This is a genomic window from Solidesulfovibrio sp. (assembly GCF_029978005.1).
In the GTDB taxonomy this organism is placed as follows: Bacteria; Desulfobacterota; Desulfovibrionia; order Desulfovibrionales; family Desulfovibrionaceae; genus Solidesulfovibrio.
The window spans coordinates 25730-44406 of record NZ_JARKOZ010000153.1 but is presented as its reverse complement, the minus strand read 5'-3'; the positions used below and the strand labels follow the sequence as shown (position 1 = coordinate 44406).

The following is an 18677-nucleotide window of genomic DNA, read 5'->3' as shown; positions in this document are numbered from 1 at the left end:
CCGTCCGGGGACAAATGACGTATCTTTTTTCGCTTCCGGACCAAAACCGCCGCGCCGCGCGGCGTACCCATAGGGCGTGCATGAGCCATATTCTCGGCATCAAGTTCCGTGATCACGGACAAGTCTATTATTTCGACTCCGGACCCTTCGTCGTGGAGCTTGGTGACAGCGTCCTCGTCCAGACCGAGCAGGGGCTCGGCATGGGCAAGGTGACCGTGCTCGCCGACGCGCCCCCGCCGGAGGCGACCGAACAGGAAATCAAACCCATCTTCCGCCTGCCCACGCCGGAAGACCTGGACATCCAGCGCGAAAACGACGCCCTGGCCCGGGAGGCCCACACCTACTGCCGCAAGTGCATCGAATCGCGAAACCTGGAAATGAAGCTCGTGGACGTGGAAGTGCTCCACGACCGGGGCAAGATCGTGTTCTACTTCACCGCCCCGGGGCGCATCGACTTCCGCGAACTGGTCAAGGACCTGGTCAAGGCCTACCACACCCGCATCGAACTGCGCCAGATCGGCGTGCGCCACGAAACACAGATGCTCGGCGCCATCGGCAACTGCGGCCAGATGTGCTGCTGCCGCAGGTTCATGCGCAAGTTCGCGCCCGTGACCATCAAGATGGCCAAGGAACAGAACCTGTTCCTCAACCCCACCAAGATCTCCGGCATCTGCGGCAGGCTTTTGTGCTGCCTGTCCTTCGAGCAGGAGAACTACGAGCAGTTCCAGAAGAAATGTCCCCGGGTCGGCAAGAAGTTCTCCACCTCCCTGGGCCTGGTCAAGGTGCTGCGCACCAACCTCTTCCGCGAAACCGTCACCGTCCTCGACGAGGCCGGCGAGGAGCACGAGCTGACCGTGGAGGAGTGGAGCGCCGCGGCCGAGGCCCGCCCGCCCCTGGCCGAGGGGCAGCCCGGCCCCAAGGCCGAGGAGCGCCCGGCCCAGGACTCCCCGCGGCCGCCCCAGCGGCGTTCCGGTCCCCCGGCCGGCTCCCAGGGCGGCCGGGAGCGCCCGGGCGGCAGGCCCGAGGGCCGCGATCGGCAAAGGCCCCAGTGCCGGCCCGGCGGCCCCGCCCCCGAGCCGGCCGCTCCGGAGCTCGCCGCGGCCGCCCCCTCCGGCCCCGCCGTCGAACAGGCCCAGGAGTCCAGGCCCGAGCGCGAGCCCGGACGCGGCTCGCGGCGCTCCCGGCGGCCGTCCCGCAGGAATTCCAGGCCGTCCCAGCCCGCCGGCGACCAATCCCAGCGCCAGGCCGGCCCGCGTCCCGCCCCGCGCCCCGACGGCCGCCACGGCGGCGGCAAACCCTCTTCCCGTGACCCGGAGACCGGATCGTGAAGCGTTTCTTCATCACCACGCCCATCTACTACGTCAACGCCAAGCCCCATCTGGGCCATGCCTATACCACCACCGTGGCCGACGCCCTGGCCCGCTTCCACGCGCTTTTGGGCGAGGATGTCTACTTCCTGACCGGCACCGACGAGCACGGCGACAAGATCGCCGAGGCGGCCCGAAACGCCGGCCAGACGCCCAAGGAATATGCCGACGCCATAAGCGGCCTTTTCAGCGCGCTGTGGCCCAAGCTCGGCATCACGCCCAAGCGCTTCATCCGCACCACCGAGCCGGACCACCGCAAGGCCGTGCAGCGGGCCTTGCAGCTCGTTTACGACAAGGGCGACATCTACTTCGGCGAGTACGGCGGCCACTACTGCAAGGGCTGCGAGCGCTTCCTGACCGAAAAGGAACTCGTGGACGGCCTGTGCCCGGACCACAAGGTCAAGCCGGAATACATCGCCGAGAAGAACTACTTCTTCCGCATGTCCAAGTACCAGGGCCAGCTTCTGGAACACATCAAGGCCAATCCGGACTTCATCCGTCCCCGGCAATACCGCAACGAGGTGGTGAGCCTGCTCGAATCCGGCGCGCTGGAGGATCTGTGCATCTCCCGGCCCAAGTCGCGCCTGACCTGGGGCATCGAACTGCCCTTCGACGAAAATTTCGTCACTTACGTCTGGTTCGACGCGCTCATCAACTACCTGACCGCCGTGGGCTGGCCCGACGACCCGGACTTCGCCTCCTGGTGGGGCGTGGCCGAGCATCTGGTGGCCAAGGACATCCTCAAGCCCCACGCCGTGTTCTGGCCGACCATGCTCCTTTCCCTGGGCCTGCCGCTCTACCGCCACCTCAATGTCCACGGCTACTGGCTCGTGCGCGACACCAAGATGTCCAAGTCGCTCGGCAACGTGGTCGAGCCGCTGGAGCTCGCGGCCAAGGCCGGGCTCTCGGGCATGCGCTACTTCCTCCTGCGCGAGATGGTCTTCGGCGCGGACGCCAGCTTCACGGAAGAGGCCTTCGCCGGCCGCTTCAACGCCGACCTGGCCAACGACCTCGGCAACCTGGCCAACCGCAGCCTGGCCATGACCGCCAAGTATTTCGGCGGAACCTTGCCCGGGGAAGGGGAGGCCGACCCGGCCGACGACGCCCTGGCCACCCTGGCCACCGAGGCCGTGGACAACTTCGTGCAGCTTTTCGGCGCGGCCCAGTTCTCGCGGGCCCTGGAAGCCTTGTGGGAGCTCGTGCGGGGGCTCAACAAATACATCGACGCCATGGCCCCCTGGACGCTCGCCAAGCAAGGGCGCACGGCGCGCCTGGCCACGGTCATGGCCCACGCCCTGGGCGGGCTGCGCCTGGCCGCCGTCTGCCTGCTGCCGGTCATGCCCGAGGCCTCCTCCACCTTGCTGCGCCAGCTCGGCGCGGATCCGGAAAAGGTTTGCCTGTGCGGCCCGGACCGCGATTTCGCGCCGCTTCCCGCCGGGACCACGGTGGCCGCCACGTCCAATCTCTTCCCCCGCCTGGAAGCCCCGGCCAGGGAGGCGGCCCCGGCCGCGCCCAAGGCCGCCAAGGCGGCCAAGGTCGAGAAGAAGCCGGCCGTCAGGCCCGAACCGGCGGCGGAAGTGGAGTACGACGATTTCGCCAAGCTCGACCTGCGGGTGGGCGTGGTGGTCTCGGCCGCGCCCGTGCCCGGGGCGGACAGGCTCTACGCCGTGTCCGTGGACATCGGCGAGGCGGCTCCCCGCCCGGTGGTGGCCGGCCTGGCCGAGCACTTCAAGCCCGAGGACCTCGTCGGGCGGCAGGTGGTGCTTGTGGCCAACCTCAAGCCTCGCAAGCTGCGCGGGGCCGACTCCCACGGCATGATCCTGGCGGTCAAGCACGAGGGCGGCATGGCCCTGCTCGGGCCGTCGAGCGTTGTGGCCCCGGGCGGCCGCGTGTCCTGACGCGGTCGGGAGGATTGCCAAAATTGGTAATTCGGCACTGGTCGGAGGGATTTCCGTTGCAGGGTTGACATGCCCTTTTCTTGTGCTACGAGCCTGTCAAACCTGCGCGGCATTCTCGTGACGCAGCTCATCGGCGCAAGCCGCCGGTGCGGGATAATTTTGTGCGCATGGTTTCAAGAGGTACCCCCATGCGTATGTCCCTGCAGATGCGTCTGACCCTTACGACGGTCGTCGGTTTTTTCCTCACCGTGTGCATCGCCAACGGCGCGGCCTCCTGGCGGCTGTCCGGTCTGGCCGAGTCGGCCAAGGCCGAGCTCGCCCGGGTCGAGGCGGACCGCGGGACCGGAGACCAGGGGAAGCTTCGCGCCGACCTGGCCGCCTTGGCCGGGGAAATCTCCACTCTGCCCGAAAAGGCGGCCACGGCCTCGTGGCTGGCCGGACTGGCCGCCGCCGCCGTCCTGGCCGGGCTGTTTCTGACCATCCTCAATCGCTACCTCATGCGTCCCCTGGAAATGCTGGCCGGCTACGCCAACCGGGTGGGGCAGGGCGACGCCACGGCCCTGCCCGGAGACGGCCGCTTCCATGGCCGGCTCGGCGTGCTCAAGGAAAGCCTCGAGGCCATGGTGCTGGTGCTGGAAAACCAGTTGGCCCTGGCCCGGGAGCGGGCCGAGGAAGTGGCCGCCCACGCCGCCGCCGCCGAGGAGGCCTCCGGCGAGGCCAGCCGGGCCGGCCGCAAGGACGCGGCCAGGCGCCTGGGCATGCTCGCCGCCGGAGAAACCCTGGAAGGGGTGGCGGACTCCATCAAGAAGGCCACAGCCGACCTGCGCGACGAGGCCCGGGAAGTCAGCCAGGGGGCCGAGGAGCAAAAGACCCTCATCGACGACACGGCCGCGTCCGTGGGAGTGATGGTCGAATCCACCGTGGCCGTGGCCCAAAGCGCCGAAAAGGCGGCCACCGCCGCCGAGGAGGCCAGAAAGCGCGCCGCCGGCGGGGCAGAGGTGGTGGACGCGTCCGTGGCCGCCATCGGTCGGGTGAGCCGGCTTGCCGGCGAACTCAAGGCCAACATGGGCGAGCTCGGCAAGCAGGCCGAATCCATCGGCCAGGTCATGACCGTCATTTCCGACATCGCCGACCAGACGAACCTTTTGGCCCTCAATGCCGCCATCGAGGCGGCCCGGGCCGGCGAGGCCGGGCGCGGCTTCGCCGTGGTGGCCGACGAGGTGCGAAAGCTGGCCGAGAAGACCATGACCGCCACGGCCGAGGTGGCCCGCGTCATCCAGGCCATCCAGCAGGGCACTTTCGACAATGTCCGGCACATGGACCAGGCGGCCGGGGCCGTGGCCGACGCCACGGAACTGGCCGGGCAGTCGCGCGAGGCCCTAAGCCAGATCGTGGAGCTTTCCGGCGACGCCGCCGCCCAGGTCGGGGCCATCGCCGCGGCTTCGGACGAACAGGTCCAGGCCAGCGAGCGCATCCAGAGCGCCATGGACCGGGTCCACGACCTGTCGGCCCGCACCACCGAGGGCATGGTGCGCTCGGCCGGCACCATCGAGAACCTCGGCGGCGAGATCGAGGAGCTCATCAAGCTCAACGGCGTGTTCAAGCTCATCGGCCAGGGCACGGCCCAGGACGTGGTCGAGGCCATGGCCGCCGCGCCGGACATGGCCGGCATGGAGCCCGGGCGCATGGAATCCCTCATGCGCCGCGCCCTGGCCGAGAACGCCTTCCTGGAACTGCTCTACGCCACCGACGCCGCCGGGGTGCAGGTGACCGAGAACATCGCGCCGGCCGGCTTCGGCGGCAACCGGGGCGGCTCGGTGCGCGGCAAGAACTGGTCGCGCCGCCCCTGGTTCACCTCGGTCATGGAGAAGCAGGACACCTGCATCTCCCCCATCTACGTCTCCGAAGCCTCGGGCGAGTACTGCCTGACCATCTCCGTCCCCATCCTGGCCGACGGGCGCGTGGTGGGAGTCCTTGGCGCGGACATCAAGGTCTTCGGCTGAGAAGCGCCGGGCCGCCGGCCCGCCCCCGTGACGATCGCGCGACTTTTTTGGCCGCCCGCCGCCCGCTCGCGTTCGCGAGCGGGGCGGCGGGCGGCTGCGTCGACGAGGTCACTGCACAAGCTCGGAATGTGTTTTGCTTGAATGCGGGTCAAGGCAGGCCGCGACGAATACGAAAAGGACTGGATATGCCATCCTTTTTCAAAAAGTTCACGACGATTTGGATACTGTGCCGATGTTGTTGCGTGATCCGCTTCTGTTGTCTCCTTGTTTTGAGTATTGCTTGTATTTTTTTCCGCGTTGGCATGTTCATATATTCGGGGGGCAGGGGACAATGTGCTTTTCAACGAAGACGCCATCAATGTTGATGGATTTGGTTGGTCATGTTTCTTATGCTTTCCTTGGCCGAAATTCGTCGCGATTTACTCGGGAACCCTTGTTTCGGTAGTGTGGACAACTCGCGCCTGGCCCCCCGTCACAAGGTCATTTGTGTTACTTCATCCGTTTTTTAGCCGTTGAAGGGCCAGGATGGATTGACATCAGCGGGTCGGGCGGCTATCCATGTGCAACCTTGAGGGGCACGCGTGCAATGGGTCTGGGGAATCGACAAAAACCGGAATCCGTCGGCGCGTGTGCGAGGGGGCGTTTTCCGGTTGAAAAGCCGGACTATGACTTTTAACGGGAGGGCAACATGGCGACATTATCCGGCAGCGGTGGGCTTTTCGATTTCACGTCGCTTTTTCAGAACCTGGGGACCGGCACTACGGGCCTTTTCAGCTTCGGGACCACGAGTACGGGCGGCCTGGACCTGACCGGCAGCCTGGGGACCTCGGGCTTCGGCCTGGACTTCACGTCCATCTTCGGCGGCAGCACGGGCGGGTTCTCCCTGGACCTCACCAGCCTGTTCGGCGGCACCACCACCAACCTGTTCTCCAGCTTCGGAACCACCGGCACGACGCTCGATTTCTCGTCGTTGTTCGGCAGCGGTGGTACGACCTTCAATTTCTTCTCGTAAGCGTCGATCCGCATCGAGCTCAAAGGCCCGGGAGAAAACTTTTTTCTCCCGGGCCTTTGATGTTCGGCGAGGTGGGCCGGTTCAGGCGGGCGGCGGACAGGCCCTGGCGTGGGCAGCGAAGCGCTGGTCCTCGTTGCGGATGTGCCCGATGAACCAGCTGCCCAGAAATTCCAGCGTTTCCAGGGAAAGCAGCCCAGGTCCCTCGCCCAGGCGGCCCTCCAGGTCGCGCACCATGTCGGTGAAGGTGGCGTGCAGGCGCTGGTGCGCCGCAAGGGCCGGATAGGCGTAGCGCGCCATGAGCGCCTCCTCGTCCGCGAAATGCCCCTCGGCGTAGGCGCGCATGCCCTGGAAGGCGTCCAGCAGGCCCTGGCGGTGCTGGCCCGCCGCGATGCGTTCGGCCAGTTCGCCGAGCATGTCCAGGAACAGGCGGTGCTGGTCGTCGATATCTTCAAAGCCCGTGCGCAGGCTGTCGTCGAAAACCGGTTGCGTCATGGCGCGCCTCCTGGTCAGCGGGGCAGGTAGCCGCTGTCCTGCCCGGCCTTGGCCTGGGGCGTCTTGGCCTTGGCCGGGGCGTGCCGCTCCTGCCAGCAGGCGCGTTCGGCCTCGAGCAGGCCCCAGTTGGTCAGCTTGACGGTGTTGCCCGCGCCGGATTCCGGGTCCTCGCCCTCCACGCGTTGCAGGATGAGGCTCACCGGGCGCAGCCAGGGATCGGAAAACCCCCATTTGTTGCCCATGACCCGGCCGTCGAGCTCGCCCTTGTACTCGGTGGGGTCGCCGTAGCGCGAGAGCATCTCGCCGCTGATCTTGCGGAAAAAGTCCAGGCTGCCGTCGCGGTAGCGCATCTTGATCCGGGCCACCCGTCCCGGGGCGGCGCAGGTGCCGACCAGGACGTAGCCCGAGGCGAAATGGGCGTCGGGGCGCACGGGGACGCGCCGCAGCCAGGGCGCGTCGCCGAGGGGCCGGGCCTTGGACAAGGTCAGGCGGGCCTTGTGCTGGTCGGCCGCGTCGCCGAGGGCGACGCCGGCCAGGCTCGACGGGACCTGACCCTGGGCTGCGGCGCTGACGGCAGCGAGCAGGAGGACGATGGCGACGAGGCAGGGGCGGATAAACGACATGGGCACTCCTCGAAGGCCGCGGCCGGCCGCGGCGCGACGTTCGCGCCGATGCGGCCGGCCGGGCGGTGATTGCGGCTAACGCTTCTTGCCGTACCGGGTGGTGTCGTGCACGCCGCGCCGGGCGATCTCCCGGGACTTGAAGGCGTCGAAATCGAACTTGCCCCGGGCGATGGCGTCATGGCGCTTGCGAGCCGTCTTGCCGATGAAAAACCACAGGCAGACGCTGACCGCCAGGAAGAAGATGGCGACGATTGCGACCGTTTCCCACATACAATCAGTGTAGCGTCAAACGCGCGGCCTGTCACGGGGCCGGGCGCAGCGCTCCGACATCGGTGAAAAGCGCTTCCAGGTCGGCCGCCACCCGGGCCAGGGCGGCCACGGCCGCGGCCGATTCGTCCATGGCCCGGCTCGTGTCCGAGGCCGCGCCGGCGATGTCGCCGCCGGCCCGGCTCGCCTCCTCGCCGGCGACGCGCTGGGCCGTGGCCGCCTCGGCGATGGCCCCGATGTGGGACGAGGTCCGGCCGGCCAGCTCCAGGATGGCGTCCAGGCCTTGTCCGGCCTCCCGGGTGATGGCCGCGGTCTCGCCCACCAGGGACACGGCCTCGGCCGTGGCCCGGCTGTTGGTTTCGGCGCTGTCGCGGATGGCCGTGACCGTGTGCTCCACCTCCTTGGTGGCGGCCATGGTCTTCTCGGCCAGCTTTCGCACCTCGTCGGCCACCACGGCGAAGCCGCGTCCGGATTCGCCGGCCCGGGCCGCCTCGATGGCGGCGTTTAAGGCCAGCAGGTTGGTCTGGTCCGCGATGTCGGAAATCACGCCGAGGATGCCGCCCACTTCCCGGGCCTGGTCCGACAGGGTGCGCATGTGCTCGCCCAGGTCCCCGGCCTTGCGGGAGAGCTGGTCCATGCCGGCCAGCACCCGTTCCATGGTTCTGGAGGCGTCGGCGGCCCGCTGCCGGGCGGCTCCGGCCGCCGCGTCGGTCTCCCGGGCCTGGTCGGCGATGTGGCTGGCCGAGCGGCCCAGCCGCTCCATGGCGTCGCCCACCTTTTCCAGGCGCGCGCGCTGTCCCCGCGCCGCCTGGCTCGCCTGGCCCACCCGGTCGGACAGGGTCTTGGCCGTGTCGGCCAGATCCCCGGCCAGCCGGCCGGCCTTGTCCGCCCGGGCGGCGGTATCCTCGTTCTGGCGGCAAAGGGCCGCCTCCTTGGCCCGCAGTTCGGTGACGTCGAGATAGAGGCAAAGCCCGCCGATGATGCTCCCGGCCGGGTCCTTGAGGGGAAAGACGTTGTAGAAGACGTCGCGCCGGCCGCCCTTGTGCCCGGTGATGGTCACCTCCTTGTTGGAGAAGACCAGGTCCTGGCGCATGGCCTTGCCGACCACGGTCTCGCGGCCGGGGTCGTTGTAGAAGACCTCGGCCAGGGTGCGGCCGAGCTGGGAGGACGGCGGCGTATCGAGTTCGAGCATGCGCATGGTGGCTTGGTTGGTGTGGAGCGTGCGCTCCTTGAGGTCCACCAGCAGGTAGGGGATGGGCAGCCCGTCCAGGATGCCCGAGAGGAAACCCCGGGTGGTGCGGGTGGTTTCGGCCAGGTCGGCCAGGGGCTTGGCCAGTTCGGGGGGAAGGCCGTCCGGCAGGGTCCCCCGGCCGGTGGCCAGGACCTCGACGGCCCGGGCCATGACCTCGGTTTCGGTCTGCCGTCGGTTCGCAGCGCAAAGCACCGCGGCCGCGGCCACCGCCGCCGGCGCAATGGCCCCGGCCAGGGCCATGCCCGCGCCGTCGCCGGCCAGCCAGCCGATCCCCGCCGCTACGGCGAGCGACGCCGCCACGCCGCCCAGCCAGATCCAGATCCGTGCGTTCATGTCCGCCTCCAGTGGTGTCGCGTCTGGAACATGCCCCGTCCTCGCCGCGCCGGTCCACGCCCCCTTGGGGCAGGGGCGTCAGGGCATGCGCAGCATGCGGTGGGGGCCGCCTGTGGTGGTCGTCTGCCAGACCTCGCCGTCCTTGACGAAGTACCGGGAAGCGTCATAGTTGGCCGTTAAACTGTCGCCGTCCACGACCGCCCCGGTCCAGTCCTTGAACGTGGCCAGGGTCTTGCCGTCCATGACGTAATAGAACAGGGCGTACCGGTCGCCGTCGCGCACAAGGCAGAACTCGTACTTGTTGGGATGATAGTATTCGCTGGGGCTGCTTCGCATGTAGCAGCCGAGCAGGAGCGGATCAGGCGCCTTGCGCACCGTGGCGTAAACCGTGGGTTTGCCGGACATGTCCTTGGGAGAGACGGCGTACATGCCTTTGCAGGCGCAAAGGCCGAGGCAGGCACAGGCGAGGCAGACGCAAGTCAGCAGGCCGCGCATGAAGGTGCTCCTTTTTACAGGATACAAGGGTGCTTGAAATTATTCCTTTTGCCTCCAGCTGTAAAGCGGATGCGGTGAAATCCCTCGGAACGCCGCGCCGCAGCATCGTCGTCCTGGGCTGCTGCCTGTTCCTCGTCGCGCTCCTCGCCGGCTGCGCCCGCATCGGGGTCAAGCCCGTGTCCATGGACACGCGCACCAGGGAGTTCGACCGCACGGCGCTCAATTCGGCCAGCCCCTCGGAGCGCTCCCTGGTCTTCGTACGCCAGCGCGACCTGGAGGCGTCCTGGAAGGCCGACGCCGAATCCATGCTCCTGGGTCTGGACCGGGAGGCCCGGGCGCAAAACGACCGCGAAGCCTTCTTCGTTCTGTCGGAACTGTGCTACTTCGAGGGAAAGAAGCAGCGGGCCGACACGGAACGGGCCGCCTCCTACTACCTGTCGAGCGCCCTGTACGCCTACGCCTACCTGTTCGACGACGCGCTTTCGCCGGCGCTCGACATCTATCACCCGTATTCCCGCCAGGCCATGGAGTTCTACAACCGCTCCCTGGCCAACTACTCCCTCTACGCCCGCGAGGCCGGCCTGACCTACGCCGACGGCCGGGAGCTGCCCTGGCTGCGGGGCAAGGTGCGCCTGACCGGCCGCACCTCCCAATTGGCCTTCGCCCCGGACGAACTCGAAAGCTATCACCTGGCCTACGAGTTCGAGGTGATCGGACTCACCCCCCAGCAGGTGCGCCTGGGGCTCGGCGTGCCCATGGCCGTGGTGCGTCGCCCGCCGCCGGCGCAAAAGCGCAGCGCCGCCGACCGCTTCACCCCCAACGTGCGCCAGGCCTACGCCGCCACGCTCTTTTTGCGTTTTTCCCCCAGGCCCGAGGCGAAGACCTCCGGGGCTCTGGTCTACGACGCGGCGCTCGAGGTCCACGACCCCATGCGGGGCACGTCGCTCGAAATCGAGGGCCGGCGCGTGGCCATGGAATACGACCTGACCACGCCCCTGGCCCTCATGATGCAGCAGGCCCCGGAGCCGAGCGGCCTGGAGGGCATGATCAACCCGGCCGCCTGGGAGAAGCTTTCGGGCCTGTACATGCTGCAGCCCTACGACCCGGGCAAGATCCCGGTGGTCTTCGTCCACGGCCTGATGTCGAGCCCGAGCACCTGGGCCAACGTGTTCAACGGCCTCATGGGCGACCCGGAGCTTCGCGCGCGCTACCAGTTCTGGTTTTTCCGCTACCCCACGGGCAATCCCGTGCTCTATTCCGCCGCCGGCCTGCGCCGGTCCCTGGACGAGGTGCGCCGCGCCGTGGACCCGGCCGGAACCAACCCCAACTTCGCCCGCATGGTGGTCGTCGGCCACAGCATGGGCGGGCTGCTCGCCAAGACCCTGGCCGAGGAGGGCGGCGAGGCCCTCTGGGCGCATGTGTCCAAGACGCCGCTGGACGCCCTGCACGTGCCGCCGGCGGACAAGGCGTCCGTGCGCGAGGCCTTCTTCTTTTCCCCCAGACCCTACGTCTCCCGCATCATCTTCGTGGCCGTGCCCCACCGGGGCTCGGACCTGGCCCTGGGGAACTTGGGCCGCATCGGCCGGGCGCTCATCACCCTGCCGGCCACGGTGCTGGGGCCCTTCGCCAGCGTGGGCGGGGCGTTGCTGCGGGCCATGGGTCCGGGCGGCAAGGAACTGCCGTCCATCACGGGCATCGACAGCCTCTCCCCGAAGAATTCGGTGCTGCTGGGCCTGGCCGACGCGCCCATCGTCGTGCCCTACCACTCCATCATCGGCGACGAGAAGGAGGGAGGTCGCACGGGCGGCTCCGACGGCGTGGTGCCCTACGCCAGTTCCCACCTGGACGGCGCGCAATCGGAGCTCGTGGTCCACTCCGGCCACAGCGCCCACGAACACCCCCTGGCCATCCGCGAGATGCGCCGCATCCTCCTGCTTCACCTGGAAAACGCCCCCCAGGCTTCCCCGGCTTCCTGACGGCCGGGGCGGGCCGCCGGGACATGCCCTCTTGCCCCCGGAGCCCAGGCCGCCTATACCTCTGTGCGCCACGGAACCGTCACGCAATCGAAACGGTTTCGTCACGCAGGGAGCGGGTATGCCCAAGCGCTCGATCACGTTGCAGTTTCTGCTCTGGACCTGGGGATTTTTCCTGCTGGTCCTCATCTGTGTCTTCGTCTTCGCCACCGGCCGGGCCGAAAAGGCCGTGCTGGCCGAGGCCGAGGAACGGGCCAGGACCTCCCTGGACCTGGCCGGCTACCTGCTCTCCAAGGAGCCGGGCCTGGACGGCCGGTCCGCCCTGGCCGCCTACGCCGACGCCCTGGGCCCGCACCTGGGCTTTCGCCTGACCTACATCGTGGACGGCAAGGTGGTGGCCGATTCCGCGGTCCATGCCGCCGGGGTGCCGGAGATGGAGGACCACGCCGGCCGGCCGGAAGTCCGCCAGGCGCTCGCCGGCGGCTTCGGCCAGGACGTGCGCAAGAGCCAGACGCTCGGGCGCGACATGCTCTACGTGGCCCGGGCCTGGCCGGGCGGGGAGGGCGTGCCGGCCGGAGTGCTGCGCCTGGCCATGCCCATGTCCGCCCTGGGCGGGGAGCTTTCGCGCCTTCGCGACGCCATCCTGGCCGTGCTGGCCCTGGTCTTCGTGGCCGGGGGCGTGGCCGCCTACGGTCTGGCCCGGAGCACGTCCCGGTCGCTCAAGGAAATCGCGGGCGTGGTCGCCGCCGTCGGCCGGGGCCACTACGACCGGCGCATCCACATCGTGCCGGCCCGGGATTTCGCGCCCCTGGCCGCCTCCATCAACATCCTGGCCGAGCGCATCGGCGGGCAGGTCCGGGAGATCGAGGAGCGCCGGGCCCGCCAGGAGGCGGTCCTGGAAAGCATGGCCGAGGGCGTGGCCATCCTGGACGGAGTCGGCCGCATCGTGGCCGCCAACCGGGCCCTGCGCGAGATGTTCCCCAAGCTGCCCGAGCCGGTCGGGCGCACGCCCATCGAGGCCGGCATGCCCCTTTGCGTGGAGCGCGCCCTGACCGCCTTCGACCCCGAGGCCGGGCCGTGGGAGCGCATCGGCCGCTTCGAGCTGGCCAACGGCCGGGTGGTGGAGGTGACGGCGGCGCGGCTGGCCGACGAGGCCGACCCGGCCGCGAGGGTGGCGACCTTTCACGACGTCACCGAGGCAGCCTCCATGGACCGCATCTTCCGCGACTTCGTCATCGACGTCTCCCACAACCTGCGCACGCCCCTGACCAAGGTGCGCGGGTTCGCCGAGACGGCCCTGGACCTGCTGCCGCCGGGCGGGGACGAGGCCGGCCGTGGGACGAACGCGGCCATGGCCCTGGGCGCGGTCATCCGGGCCGCCGACGACATGAAGACGCTCATCGAGGAACTGCTCGCCGCCGCCCGCGAGCGCTTCGCCGCGGCCCGGGCCGCCACCCCCGGCGGCGACGCCGTCTCCGCCCTCAAGCAGGCGCTCATGCTCTCCGCCCCGCTGTTGCGGGCCAAGGGCGTGGTGGCCCGGCTCGTGGCCGCCCCGGACGGGCCGCTGCCCGTACGCGCCGCCTACGACGACATGGTGCGGGCCTTTTGCGCCATCCTCTCCCAGACCCCGGACGCCGTGTCCGTGGGCGTGACCGCCAGCCGGGAGGACGGCCACGCCGTGCTGCGCTTCGAGGGACCGGCCAATCTGGACATCGCCCTGCCCACGGCCGACCTGGCCGACGGCGGCGGCGAGGCCTGCCTCGACGGCGCGTCCCGCGTGGTGCGGCTGCCTCTGGCCGGGGGGGCGGCCTAGGGCCGCGCCCTTTCCTTTCGGGGATGCGGACTTTGCAGGCAACATACTGGAATCGTTTTTTTCTTTGAAACGCGACGGCGTCAAAGGGACGCCGCGCGCGCATTCGGATGCCGGATACCCCGGAAAGGGATCGCGCAAGCCCCGGACGCGGCGGCTCGCCGGCCCGCACGCAACGACAGCGGAGAAGCCATGGGTTTCAGCCTGTTCCCCAGGTCGGTGAAATTCTACGACCTTTTTGGCGAGCAACACCGCAAGCTGGTCAAGGCGGCCATCATCCTCGACGAGCTGTTCACCTCCTTCGACGACGTGGAGGAGCGCTGCAAACGCATCACCATCATCGAATCCGAAGGCAACGCCATCAGCCGGCGCATCGCCAAGGAGCTCTCGCTCACCTTCATCACGCCCATCGACCGTGAGGACATCCACGAGATCAACCTCACCCAGGAAGACATCCTGAACCTCATCAAGGCCATCGCCTCGCGGGTGGGGCTTTTCGGCTTCGACCGCATCCGCTACCCGGCCCGGCGCATCATCAGCAACCTGCGGGCGATGATCGAGGAGGTCGGCATGGTGCTCTCGCGCATGCGGGCCAACAAGCAGGCCGAGGAGCACTTCGCCAGGATCGAGGCCCTCAAGCACGAGTGCGAGACCCTGCTCATGGTCGGCATCGGCGAGCTCTACGACGGCGGCGAGGAGCAGGGCGACTACGCCGCCATCCTGGACATCGTCAAATGGAAGCACCTATTCGACCGCATCGAGGCGGCCGTGGAGCGCACCGAGGCGCTTTCCGACGTGCTGGAAGGCGTGGTGCTCAAAAATGCCTGACATCCCGCTCATGCTCGTCGCCGTGGTGGCCGTGGCCCTGCTTTTCGACTTCACCAACGGCGCCCACGACAGCGCCAACGCCATCGCCACCATCGTCTCGACCAAGGTGCTCTCGCCGCTGACGGCCGTGTGCATGGCCGGGGCGCTCAACCTCCTCGGCGCGTTTCTGGGCACGGCCGTGGCCCACACCATCGGCAGCGGCATCGTGCGGCCGGAGGTGGTGGCCGGCAGCCAGGGGGTGGTGCTGGCCGCCCTGCTCGGGGCCATCGTCTGGAACCTGCTCACCTGGTACTGGGGCCTGCCTTCGTCCTCGTCCCACGCCCTGGTCGGCGGACTCATCGGCGCGGCCATCGCCTACGGCGGCTGGGACGCGCCGAGCTACGGCTCCATCGCCACCAAGATCCTGCTGCCGCTGGTGCTCTCTCCCCTGGCCGGCTTCCTGTCCGGCTACCTGCTCATGGTGCTGCTGTCGTGGCTGGTGTGCCGCAGCACGCCCAGGCGGGTGAACTTCCTGTTCAAGAAGCTCCAGATCGTGTCCTCGGCCTTCATGGCCACGAGCCACGGCCTAAACGACGCCCAGAAGACCATGGGCATCATCACCCTGGCCCTGGTCCTTTTCGGCGAGATTCCGGAAATGACCGTGCCGTTTTGGGTCAAGCTCTCCTGCGCCCTGGCCATGGGCCTCGGCACGGCCTCGGGGGGCTGGAAGATCGTCAAGACCATGGGGCACAAGATCTTCAAGCTGGAGCCCATCCACGGCTTCGCCGCCGAGACGGCGGCCGCGGCCGTCATCTGCGGCGCGTCGGCCCTTGGCGCGCCCATCTCCACCACCCACACCATCTCCACCACGGTCATCGGCGTGGGCGCGTCCAAGCGGCTTTCGGCCGTGCGCTGGGGCGTGGCCGGCCGGCTGGTGGTGGCCTGGATCATGACCATTCCGGCCGCGGCCGTGGTGGCGGCCTTGTGCTACTTCGCCCTGCGGGTTACAGGCGTGGCCGTCTAGACCCGCGCCCCCCGGCCTCGCCGGCGGCCGGGACGGGGAGGCCATGAGCAAGCTGCACCTCACCTTCACGGACCGCATCGGCATCGTGGCCGACATCTCCTCCCGCCTGGCCGGTCAGGGCTGCAACATCGTCGCCATGGAGGTCGTGCAGAAGGACGGCTGCGCCCACATCTTCATGGAGATCGATCCCGGCCGGCCGGTCTGCCCCCGGGAGGAGATCCTGGCCATGCTGGCCGCCTTCTCCGACCTGCTCGAAATCCGGTTCATCGAGGCGCTGCCCCACGAAAAGCAGGCCAACCTGCTGCGCATCGTGCTCGACAACATCGACGAATCCATCCTGGCCGTGGACGCCGAGGGTCGCGTCACCCTCATGAACAGCGTGGCCAAGGCCAATTTTCGCTGCGACGCCGCCGACGTCGTCGGCCGGGACGTCCGCGACCTGCCCCTGCCCGACTACGCCATCCTCGATTGCCTGCGCGGCAGCCGCTACAACAACGTCAAGAAGAACGTGGTGCAGAAACGCAAGCGGCTGCGCTACTTCGCCACCGGCCGGCCCATCCTGGACGCCTCGGGCGCGGTGCTCGGCGCGGTGGAGATCGCCCGGGACGCCCAGGACATCCAGGACCTGGCCAGGACCATGACCGAGCCCGGGGAAGTGAGCTTCAACGACATCGTGGGCGCGAGCCCCTCCCTGCGCGAGGCCCTGGCCATGGCCGAGAAGATCGCCCCCAGCGACGCCATCGTCACCATCCGGGGCGAATCCGGCACGGGCAAGGAGCTCTTCGCCCAGGCCATCCACGCGGCCAGCGGCCGGGAGGGGACGTTCGTGGCCGTCAACTGCGCCGCCGTACCCGAGTCGCTGCTGGAAAGCGAACTGTTCGGCTACGTGGGCGGCGCGTTTTCCGGGGCCCGCCGGGAAGGGCGGCCGGGCCTGTTCGAGCTGGCCGGGGAGGGCACGGTCTTCCTGGACGAGATCGGCGAGATGCCGCTCGGGGCGCAGGCCAAGATTCTGCGCGTCATCCAGAGCCGCCGGGTGCGCCGCCTGGGCGACGGCCGGGAATCGCCGGTGGCCGCCCGCATCGTCACGGCCACCAACCGCAACCTGGAAGAGCTCGTGGAAAAGCGCCTGTTCCGCGAGGACCTCTACTACCGCATAAACGTCCTGCCCCTGACCATCCCCCCCCTGCGCGAGCGCGTCGACGACATCCTGCCCCTGGCCGAGCATTTCCTGTTCCTGCTCACCTCGCGGCTGGGCACGTCGCCGCGCGCCTTCGGCGAGGGGGCCCGGCGCAAGCTTTTGCGCCACCCCTGGCCGGGCAACGTGCGGGAGCTCAAGAACGTGGTGGAGCGCTCGGCCATCCTGTCCGACGAAAATCCCATCGACGCGGACGCCATCCTGCTGTTCCAGGAGCGCGTGCGCGACGCGGTCCCGCCTGCCGCGCCGGACCCGGTCCGGCCGCGCCCCCTGCGCGAGGCGCTCGGCCAGTACGAACGGGGCCTCCTGGAAGAGGCCCTGGCGGGTCGCAAAAGCCTGCGCCGGATCGCCAGGGAGATCGGCATCTCGCATACGGCCCTGCGCAACAAGCTCCGCAAGCATCAGTTGGAAACTTAACGATCCATCCGGAACGTTTTATTTCCATCGCAACTTCTCTTCTTATTGAAATAAGTTAGATGCCTTTCTGTAGAGGCATGGAACGATATCGTTCCATGCTCCCTTTCTCCTGGACGCTTCCTCCGTTTTCCAGGCCGCCACGCGGCCGGCGCGCCTCGGCGGGAATTCTTCCCGCCGGTTTTGTTTTTCAGGCTAATCTCCCGGCAGAAAAGGGTTTATTTTCGGGAATCTTTCCCGGTCTCCCGGGAGGCGGCCGGGCCACGCTCCCGGGAGTCGGCTTGGCAAGGGATTTGCTTTGAAAGGGAAACGCCCACGGCGGCGCGACCGAACAACCTCAAATCCCACCGGAGCAAGAACATGATCGTTGGCATCCTCAAGGAGATCAAGTCCGAAGAGAATCGCGTCTGCATGACCCCCGCGGGCGTGGAAGTCATGTGCCAGCACGGCCACACGCTTCTCGTCGAGAAAAACGCCGGCGCGGGCAGCGGCTTCGAGGACGCGGCCTACAAGGCGGCCGGGGCCGAGATCGTGGACGGGCCCAAGGACATCTACGCGCGTGCCGACATGGTCATGCACGTCAAGGAGCCCATGCCCGCCGAGTACGACCTGATCCGCGAGGGCCAGATCGTCTTCACCTACCTGCACCTGGCCGCCGACGAGCGCCAGACCAAGGCGCTGATCAAGAGCAAGTGCGTGGGCATCGCCTACGAGACCATGCAGAAGGCCGACGGCTCCCTGCCGCTTCTGACCCCCATGAGCGAGGTGGCCGGCCGCATGGCCATCCAGCAGGGCGCGAAATATCTGGAGATGGAGCACGGGGGCCTGGGCGTGCTGCTCGGCGGCGTGCCGGGCGTGGACCCGGGCACGGTGGTGGTCATCGGCGGCGGCGAGGTCGGGGCCAACGCGGCCAAGATGGCCTGCGGCCTGGGGGCCAAGGTCTACATCCTGGACCTCGACCTGGACCGCCTGCGCTACCTGAGCGACATCATGCCCAAAAACTGCATCCCGCTCATGTCCAGCCCGGCCGTCATCCGCGACCTCGTGTCCCGGGCCGACGTGGTGGTCGGCGCGGTGCTCATCCCGGGGGCCAAGGCGCCCAAGCTCGTCACCCGCGAGATGCTGAAGCTCATGAAGAAGGGCTCCGTGCTCGTGGACGTGGCCATCGACCAGGGCGGCTGCTTCGAGACCTCCAAGCCCACCACCCACGGCGACCCCATCTACTCCGTGGACGGCGTGGTCCACTACTGCGTGGCCAACATGCCCGGCGCGGTGGCCAAGACCTCGACCCTGGCCCTGACCAACGCCACGCTGCCCTACGCCCAGGAGATCGCCTCCAAGGGCTGGAAGCAGGCCATGCGCGACACCCTGGAAATCAAGAACGGGGCCAACGTCGTGGGCGGCAAGGTCACCTTCAAGGGCGTCTCCGACGCCTTCGGCCTCGACTACACCCCGGTGGAATCCCTGCTGTAGGACCCACGGCATGTTCGGCCGCGATCCCTGCCCGGATCGCGGCCGGGGGAACTCCGCGCGCGCCTCGCCAACGGACGCGGCCGTCGCGGCCCCGGGAATTCCCCGGGGCCGCCTCGGCCGTCTCCGGGCGCGCCCTCGCGCCCCGGGACCGGGGCCGCCCCGGACAGGCCCGAAAGCCATGTCCCTCCCATCGCGGCATATCACCTAAAAGCCCCGAGGGAGCGCCATGGACGGCAGAT

General features: G+C 68.6%; 15 protein-coding genes. 10 read left to right on the top strand and 5 right to left on the bottom strand.

Annotated features, from left to right (window positions below; all coding sequences use genetic code 11):
- The first annotated feature begins 80 nt into the window (after positions 1-80).
- The 4 genes from ricT (at position 81) to Q1K70_RS17365 (ending at position 6280) form a co-directional block, all read left to right on the top strand.
- On the top strand, positions 81-1328 hold the full coding sequence (ricT, locus tag Q1K70_RS17380) for a regulatory iron-sulfur-containing complex subunit RicT (protein WP_300162250.1): 1248 nt from the start codon (positions 81-83) through the stop codon (positions 1326-1328).
- Complete coding sequence (gene metG / locus Q1K70_RS17375) at positions 1325-3265, top strand: methionine--tRNA ligase (protein WP_300162247.1); 1941 nt, start codon at positions 1325-1327, stop codon at positions 3263-3265. Before ricT ends, metG begins: the two co-directional genes overlap by 4 nt.
- 188 nt (positions 3266-3453) lie before the next feature.
- Positions 3454-5268 (top strand): methyl-accepting chemotaxis protein, encoded by a 1815-nt coding sequence (locus tag Q1K70_RS17370; RefSeq protein ID WP_300162244.1) that lies wholly within the window; start codon positions 3454-3456, stop codon positions 5266-5268.
- 688 nt (positions 5269-5956) lie between these two features.
- Positions 5957-6280, top strand: a complete 324-nt coding sequence (locus Q1K70_RS17365) for a hypothetical protein (protein ID WP_300162241.1) — start codon at positions 5957-5959, stop codon at positions 6278-6280.
- A gap of 81 nt (positions 6281-6361) precedes the next feature.
- Here Q1K70_RS17365 and Q1K70_RS17360 read toward each other — a convergent pair whose 3' ends face one another.
- The 5 genes from Q1K70_RS17360 to Q1K70_RS17340 all read right to left on the bottom strand — a co-directional run bounded on the left by Q1K70_RS17360 (position 6362) and on the right by Q1K70_RS17340 (position 9742).
- Entirely contained in the window at positions 6362-6772 is a 411-nt protein-coding gene (locus Q1K70_RS17360) for a bacteriohemerythrin (RefSeq protein ID WP_300162238.1), read from the bottom strand.
- A 14-nt stretch (positions 6773-6786) separates the two neighbouring features.
- Positions 6787-7395, bottom strand: coding sequence for a hypothetical protein (locus Q1K70_RS17355; protein ID WP_300162235.1), 609 nt, complete (start codon positions 7393-7395; stop codon positions 6787-6789).
- Positions 7396-7470: 75 nt separating this feature from the next.
- A complete protein-coding gene (locus Q1K70_RS17350) occupies positions 7471-7665 on the bottom strand; it encodes a hypothetical protein (protein WP_300162229.1) in 195 nt (64 codons plus the stop codon).
- Between the two features lie 31 nt (positions 7666-7696).
- Positions 7697-9247, bottom strand: coding sequence for a methyl-accepting chemotaxis protein (locus tag Q1K70_RS17345; RefSeq protein WP_300162226.1), 1551 nt, complete (start codon positions 9245-9247; stop codon positions 7697-7699).
- A 78-nt stretch (positions 9248-9325) separates the two neighbouring features.
- Complete coding sequence (locus Q1K70_RS17340) at positions 9326-9742, bottom strand: hypothetical protein (RefSeq protein WP_300162223.1); 417 nt, start codon at positions 9740-9742, stop codon at positions 9326-9328.
- A gap of 74 nt (positions 9743-9816) precedes the next feature.
- On the opposite strand from Q1K70_RS17340, the gene Q1K70_RS17335 reads away from it, so the two are divergent.
- The 6 genes from Q1K70_RS17335 (at position 9817) to ald (ending at position 18438) form a co-directional block, all read left to right on the top strand.
- Complete coding sequence (locus Q1K70_RS17335; RefSeq protein WP_300162221.1) at positions 9817-11718, top strand: alpha/beta fold hydrolase; 1902 nt, start codon at positions 9817-9819, stop codon at positions 11716-11718.
- A gap of 118 nt (positions 11719-11836) precedes the next feature.
- Positions 11837-13528 (top strand): histidine kinase dimerization/phospho-acceptor domain-containing protein, encoded by a 1692-nt coding sequence (locus Q1K70_RS17330; RefSeq protein WP_300162218.1) that lies wholly within the window; start codon positions 11837-11839, stop codon positions 13526-13528.
- 189 nt (positions 13529-13717) lie between these two features.
- Complete coding sequence (locus tag Q1K70_RS17325; protein ID WP_300162215.1) at positions 13718-14353, top strand: DUF47 family protein; 636 nt, start codon at positions 13718-13720, stop codon at positions 14351-14353.
- Complete coding sequence (locus Q1K70_RS17320; RefSeq protein WP_300162213.1) at positions 14346-15356, top strand: inorganic phosphate transporter; 1011 nt, start codon at positions 14346-14348, stop codon at positions 15354-15356. The genes Q1K70_RS17325 and Q1K70_RS17320 overlap by 8 nt, the downstream gene beginning before the upstream one ends.
- Before the next feature lie 43 nt (positions 15357-15399).
- Positions 15400-16968, top strand: a complete 1569-nt coding sequence (locus Q1K70_RS17315) for a sigma 54-interacting transcriptional regulator (RefSeq protein WP_300162209.1) — start codon at positions 15400-15402, stop codon at positions 16966-16968.
- Between the two features lie 357 nt (positions 16969-17325).
- Positions 17326-18438, top strand: a complete 1113-nt coding sequence (ald, locus tag Q1K70_RS17310) for an alanine dehydrogenase (protein WP_300162206.1) — start codon at positions 17326-17328, stop codon at positions 18436-18438.
- Positions 18439-18677: the final 239 nt, after the last annotated feature.

Coding starts and splice junctions, on each gene's coding strand:
- ricT (WP_300162250.1), top strand. CDS start 81: ATGAGCCATATTCTCGGCATCAAGTTCCGTGATCACGGACAAGTCTAT.
- Q1K70_RS17370 (WP_300162244.1), top strand. CDS start 3,454: ATGCGTATGTCCCTGCAGATGCGTCTGACCCTTACGACGGTCGTCGGT.
- Q1K70_RS17365 (WP_300162241.1), top strand. CDS start 5,957: ATGGCGACATTATCCGGCAGCGGTGGGCTTTTCGATTTCACGTCGCTT.
- Q1K70_RS17360 (WP_300162238.1), bottom strand. CDS start 6,772: ATGACGCAACCGGTTTTCGACGACAGCCTGCGCACGGGCTTTGAAGAT.
- Q1K70_RS17355 (WP_300162235.1), bottom strand. CDS start 7,395: ATGTCGTTTATCCGCCCCTGCCTCGTCGCCATCGTCCTCCTGCTCGCT.
- Q1K70_RS17350 (WP_300162229.1), bottom strand. CDS start 7,665: ATGTGGGAAACGGTCGCAATCGTCGCCATCTTCTTCCTGGCGGTCAGC.
- Q1K70_RS17345 (WP_300162226.1), bottom strand. CDS start 9,247: ATGAACGCACGGATCTGGATCTGGCTGGGCGGCGTGGCGGCGTCGCTC.
- Q1K70_RS17340 (WP_300162223.1), bottom strand. CDS start 9,742: ATGCGCGGCCTGCTGACTTGCGTCTGCCTCGCCTGTGCCTGCCTCGGC.
- Q1K70_RS17330 (WP_300162218.1), top strand. CDS start 11,837: ATGCCCAAGCGCTCGATCACGTTGCAGTTTCTGCTCTGGACCTGGGGA.
- Q1K70_RS17325 (WP_300162215.1), top strand. CDS start 13,718: ATGGGTTTCAGCCTGTTCCCCAGGTCGGTGAAATTCTACGACCTTTTT.
- Q1K70_RS17320 (WP_300162213.1), top strand. CDS start 14,346: ATGCCTGACATCCCGCTCATGCTCGTCGCCGTGGTGGCCGTGGCCCTG.
- Q1K70_RS17315 (WP_300162209.1), top strand. CDS start 15,400: ATGAGCAAGCTGCACCTCACCTTCACGGACCGCATCGGCATCGTGGCC.
- ald (WP_300162206.1), top strand. CDS start 17,326: ATGATCGTTGGCATCCTCAAGGAGATCAAGTCCGAAGAGAATCGCGTC.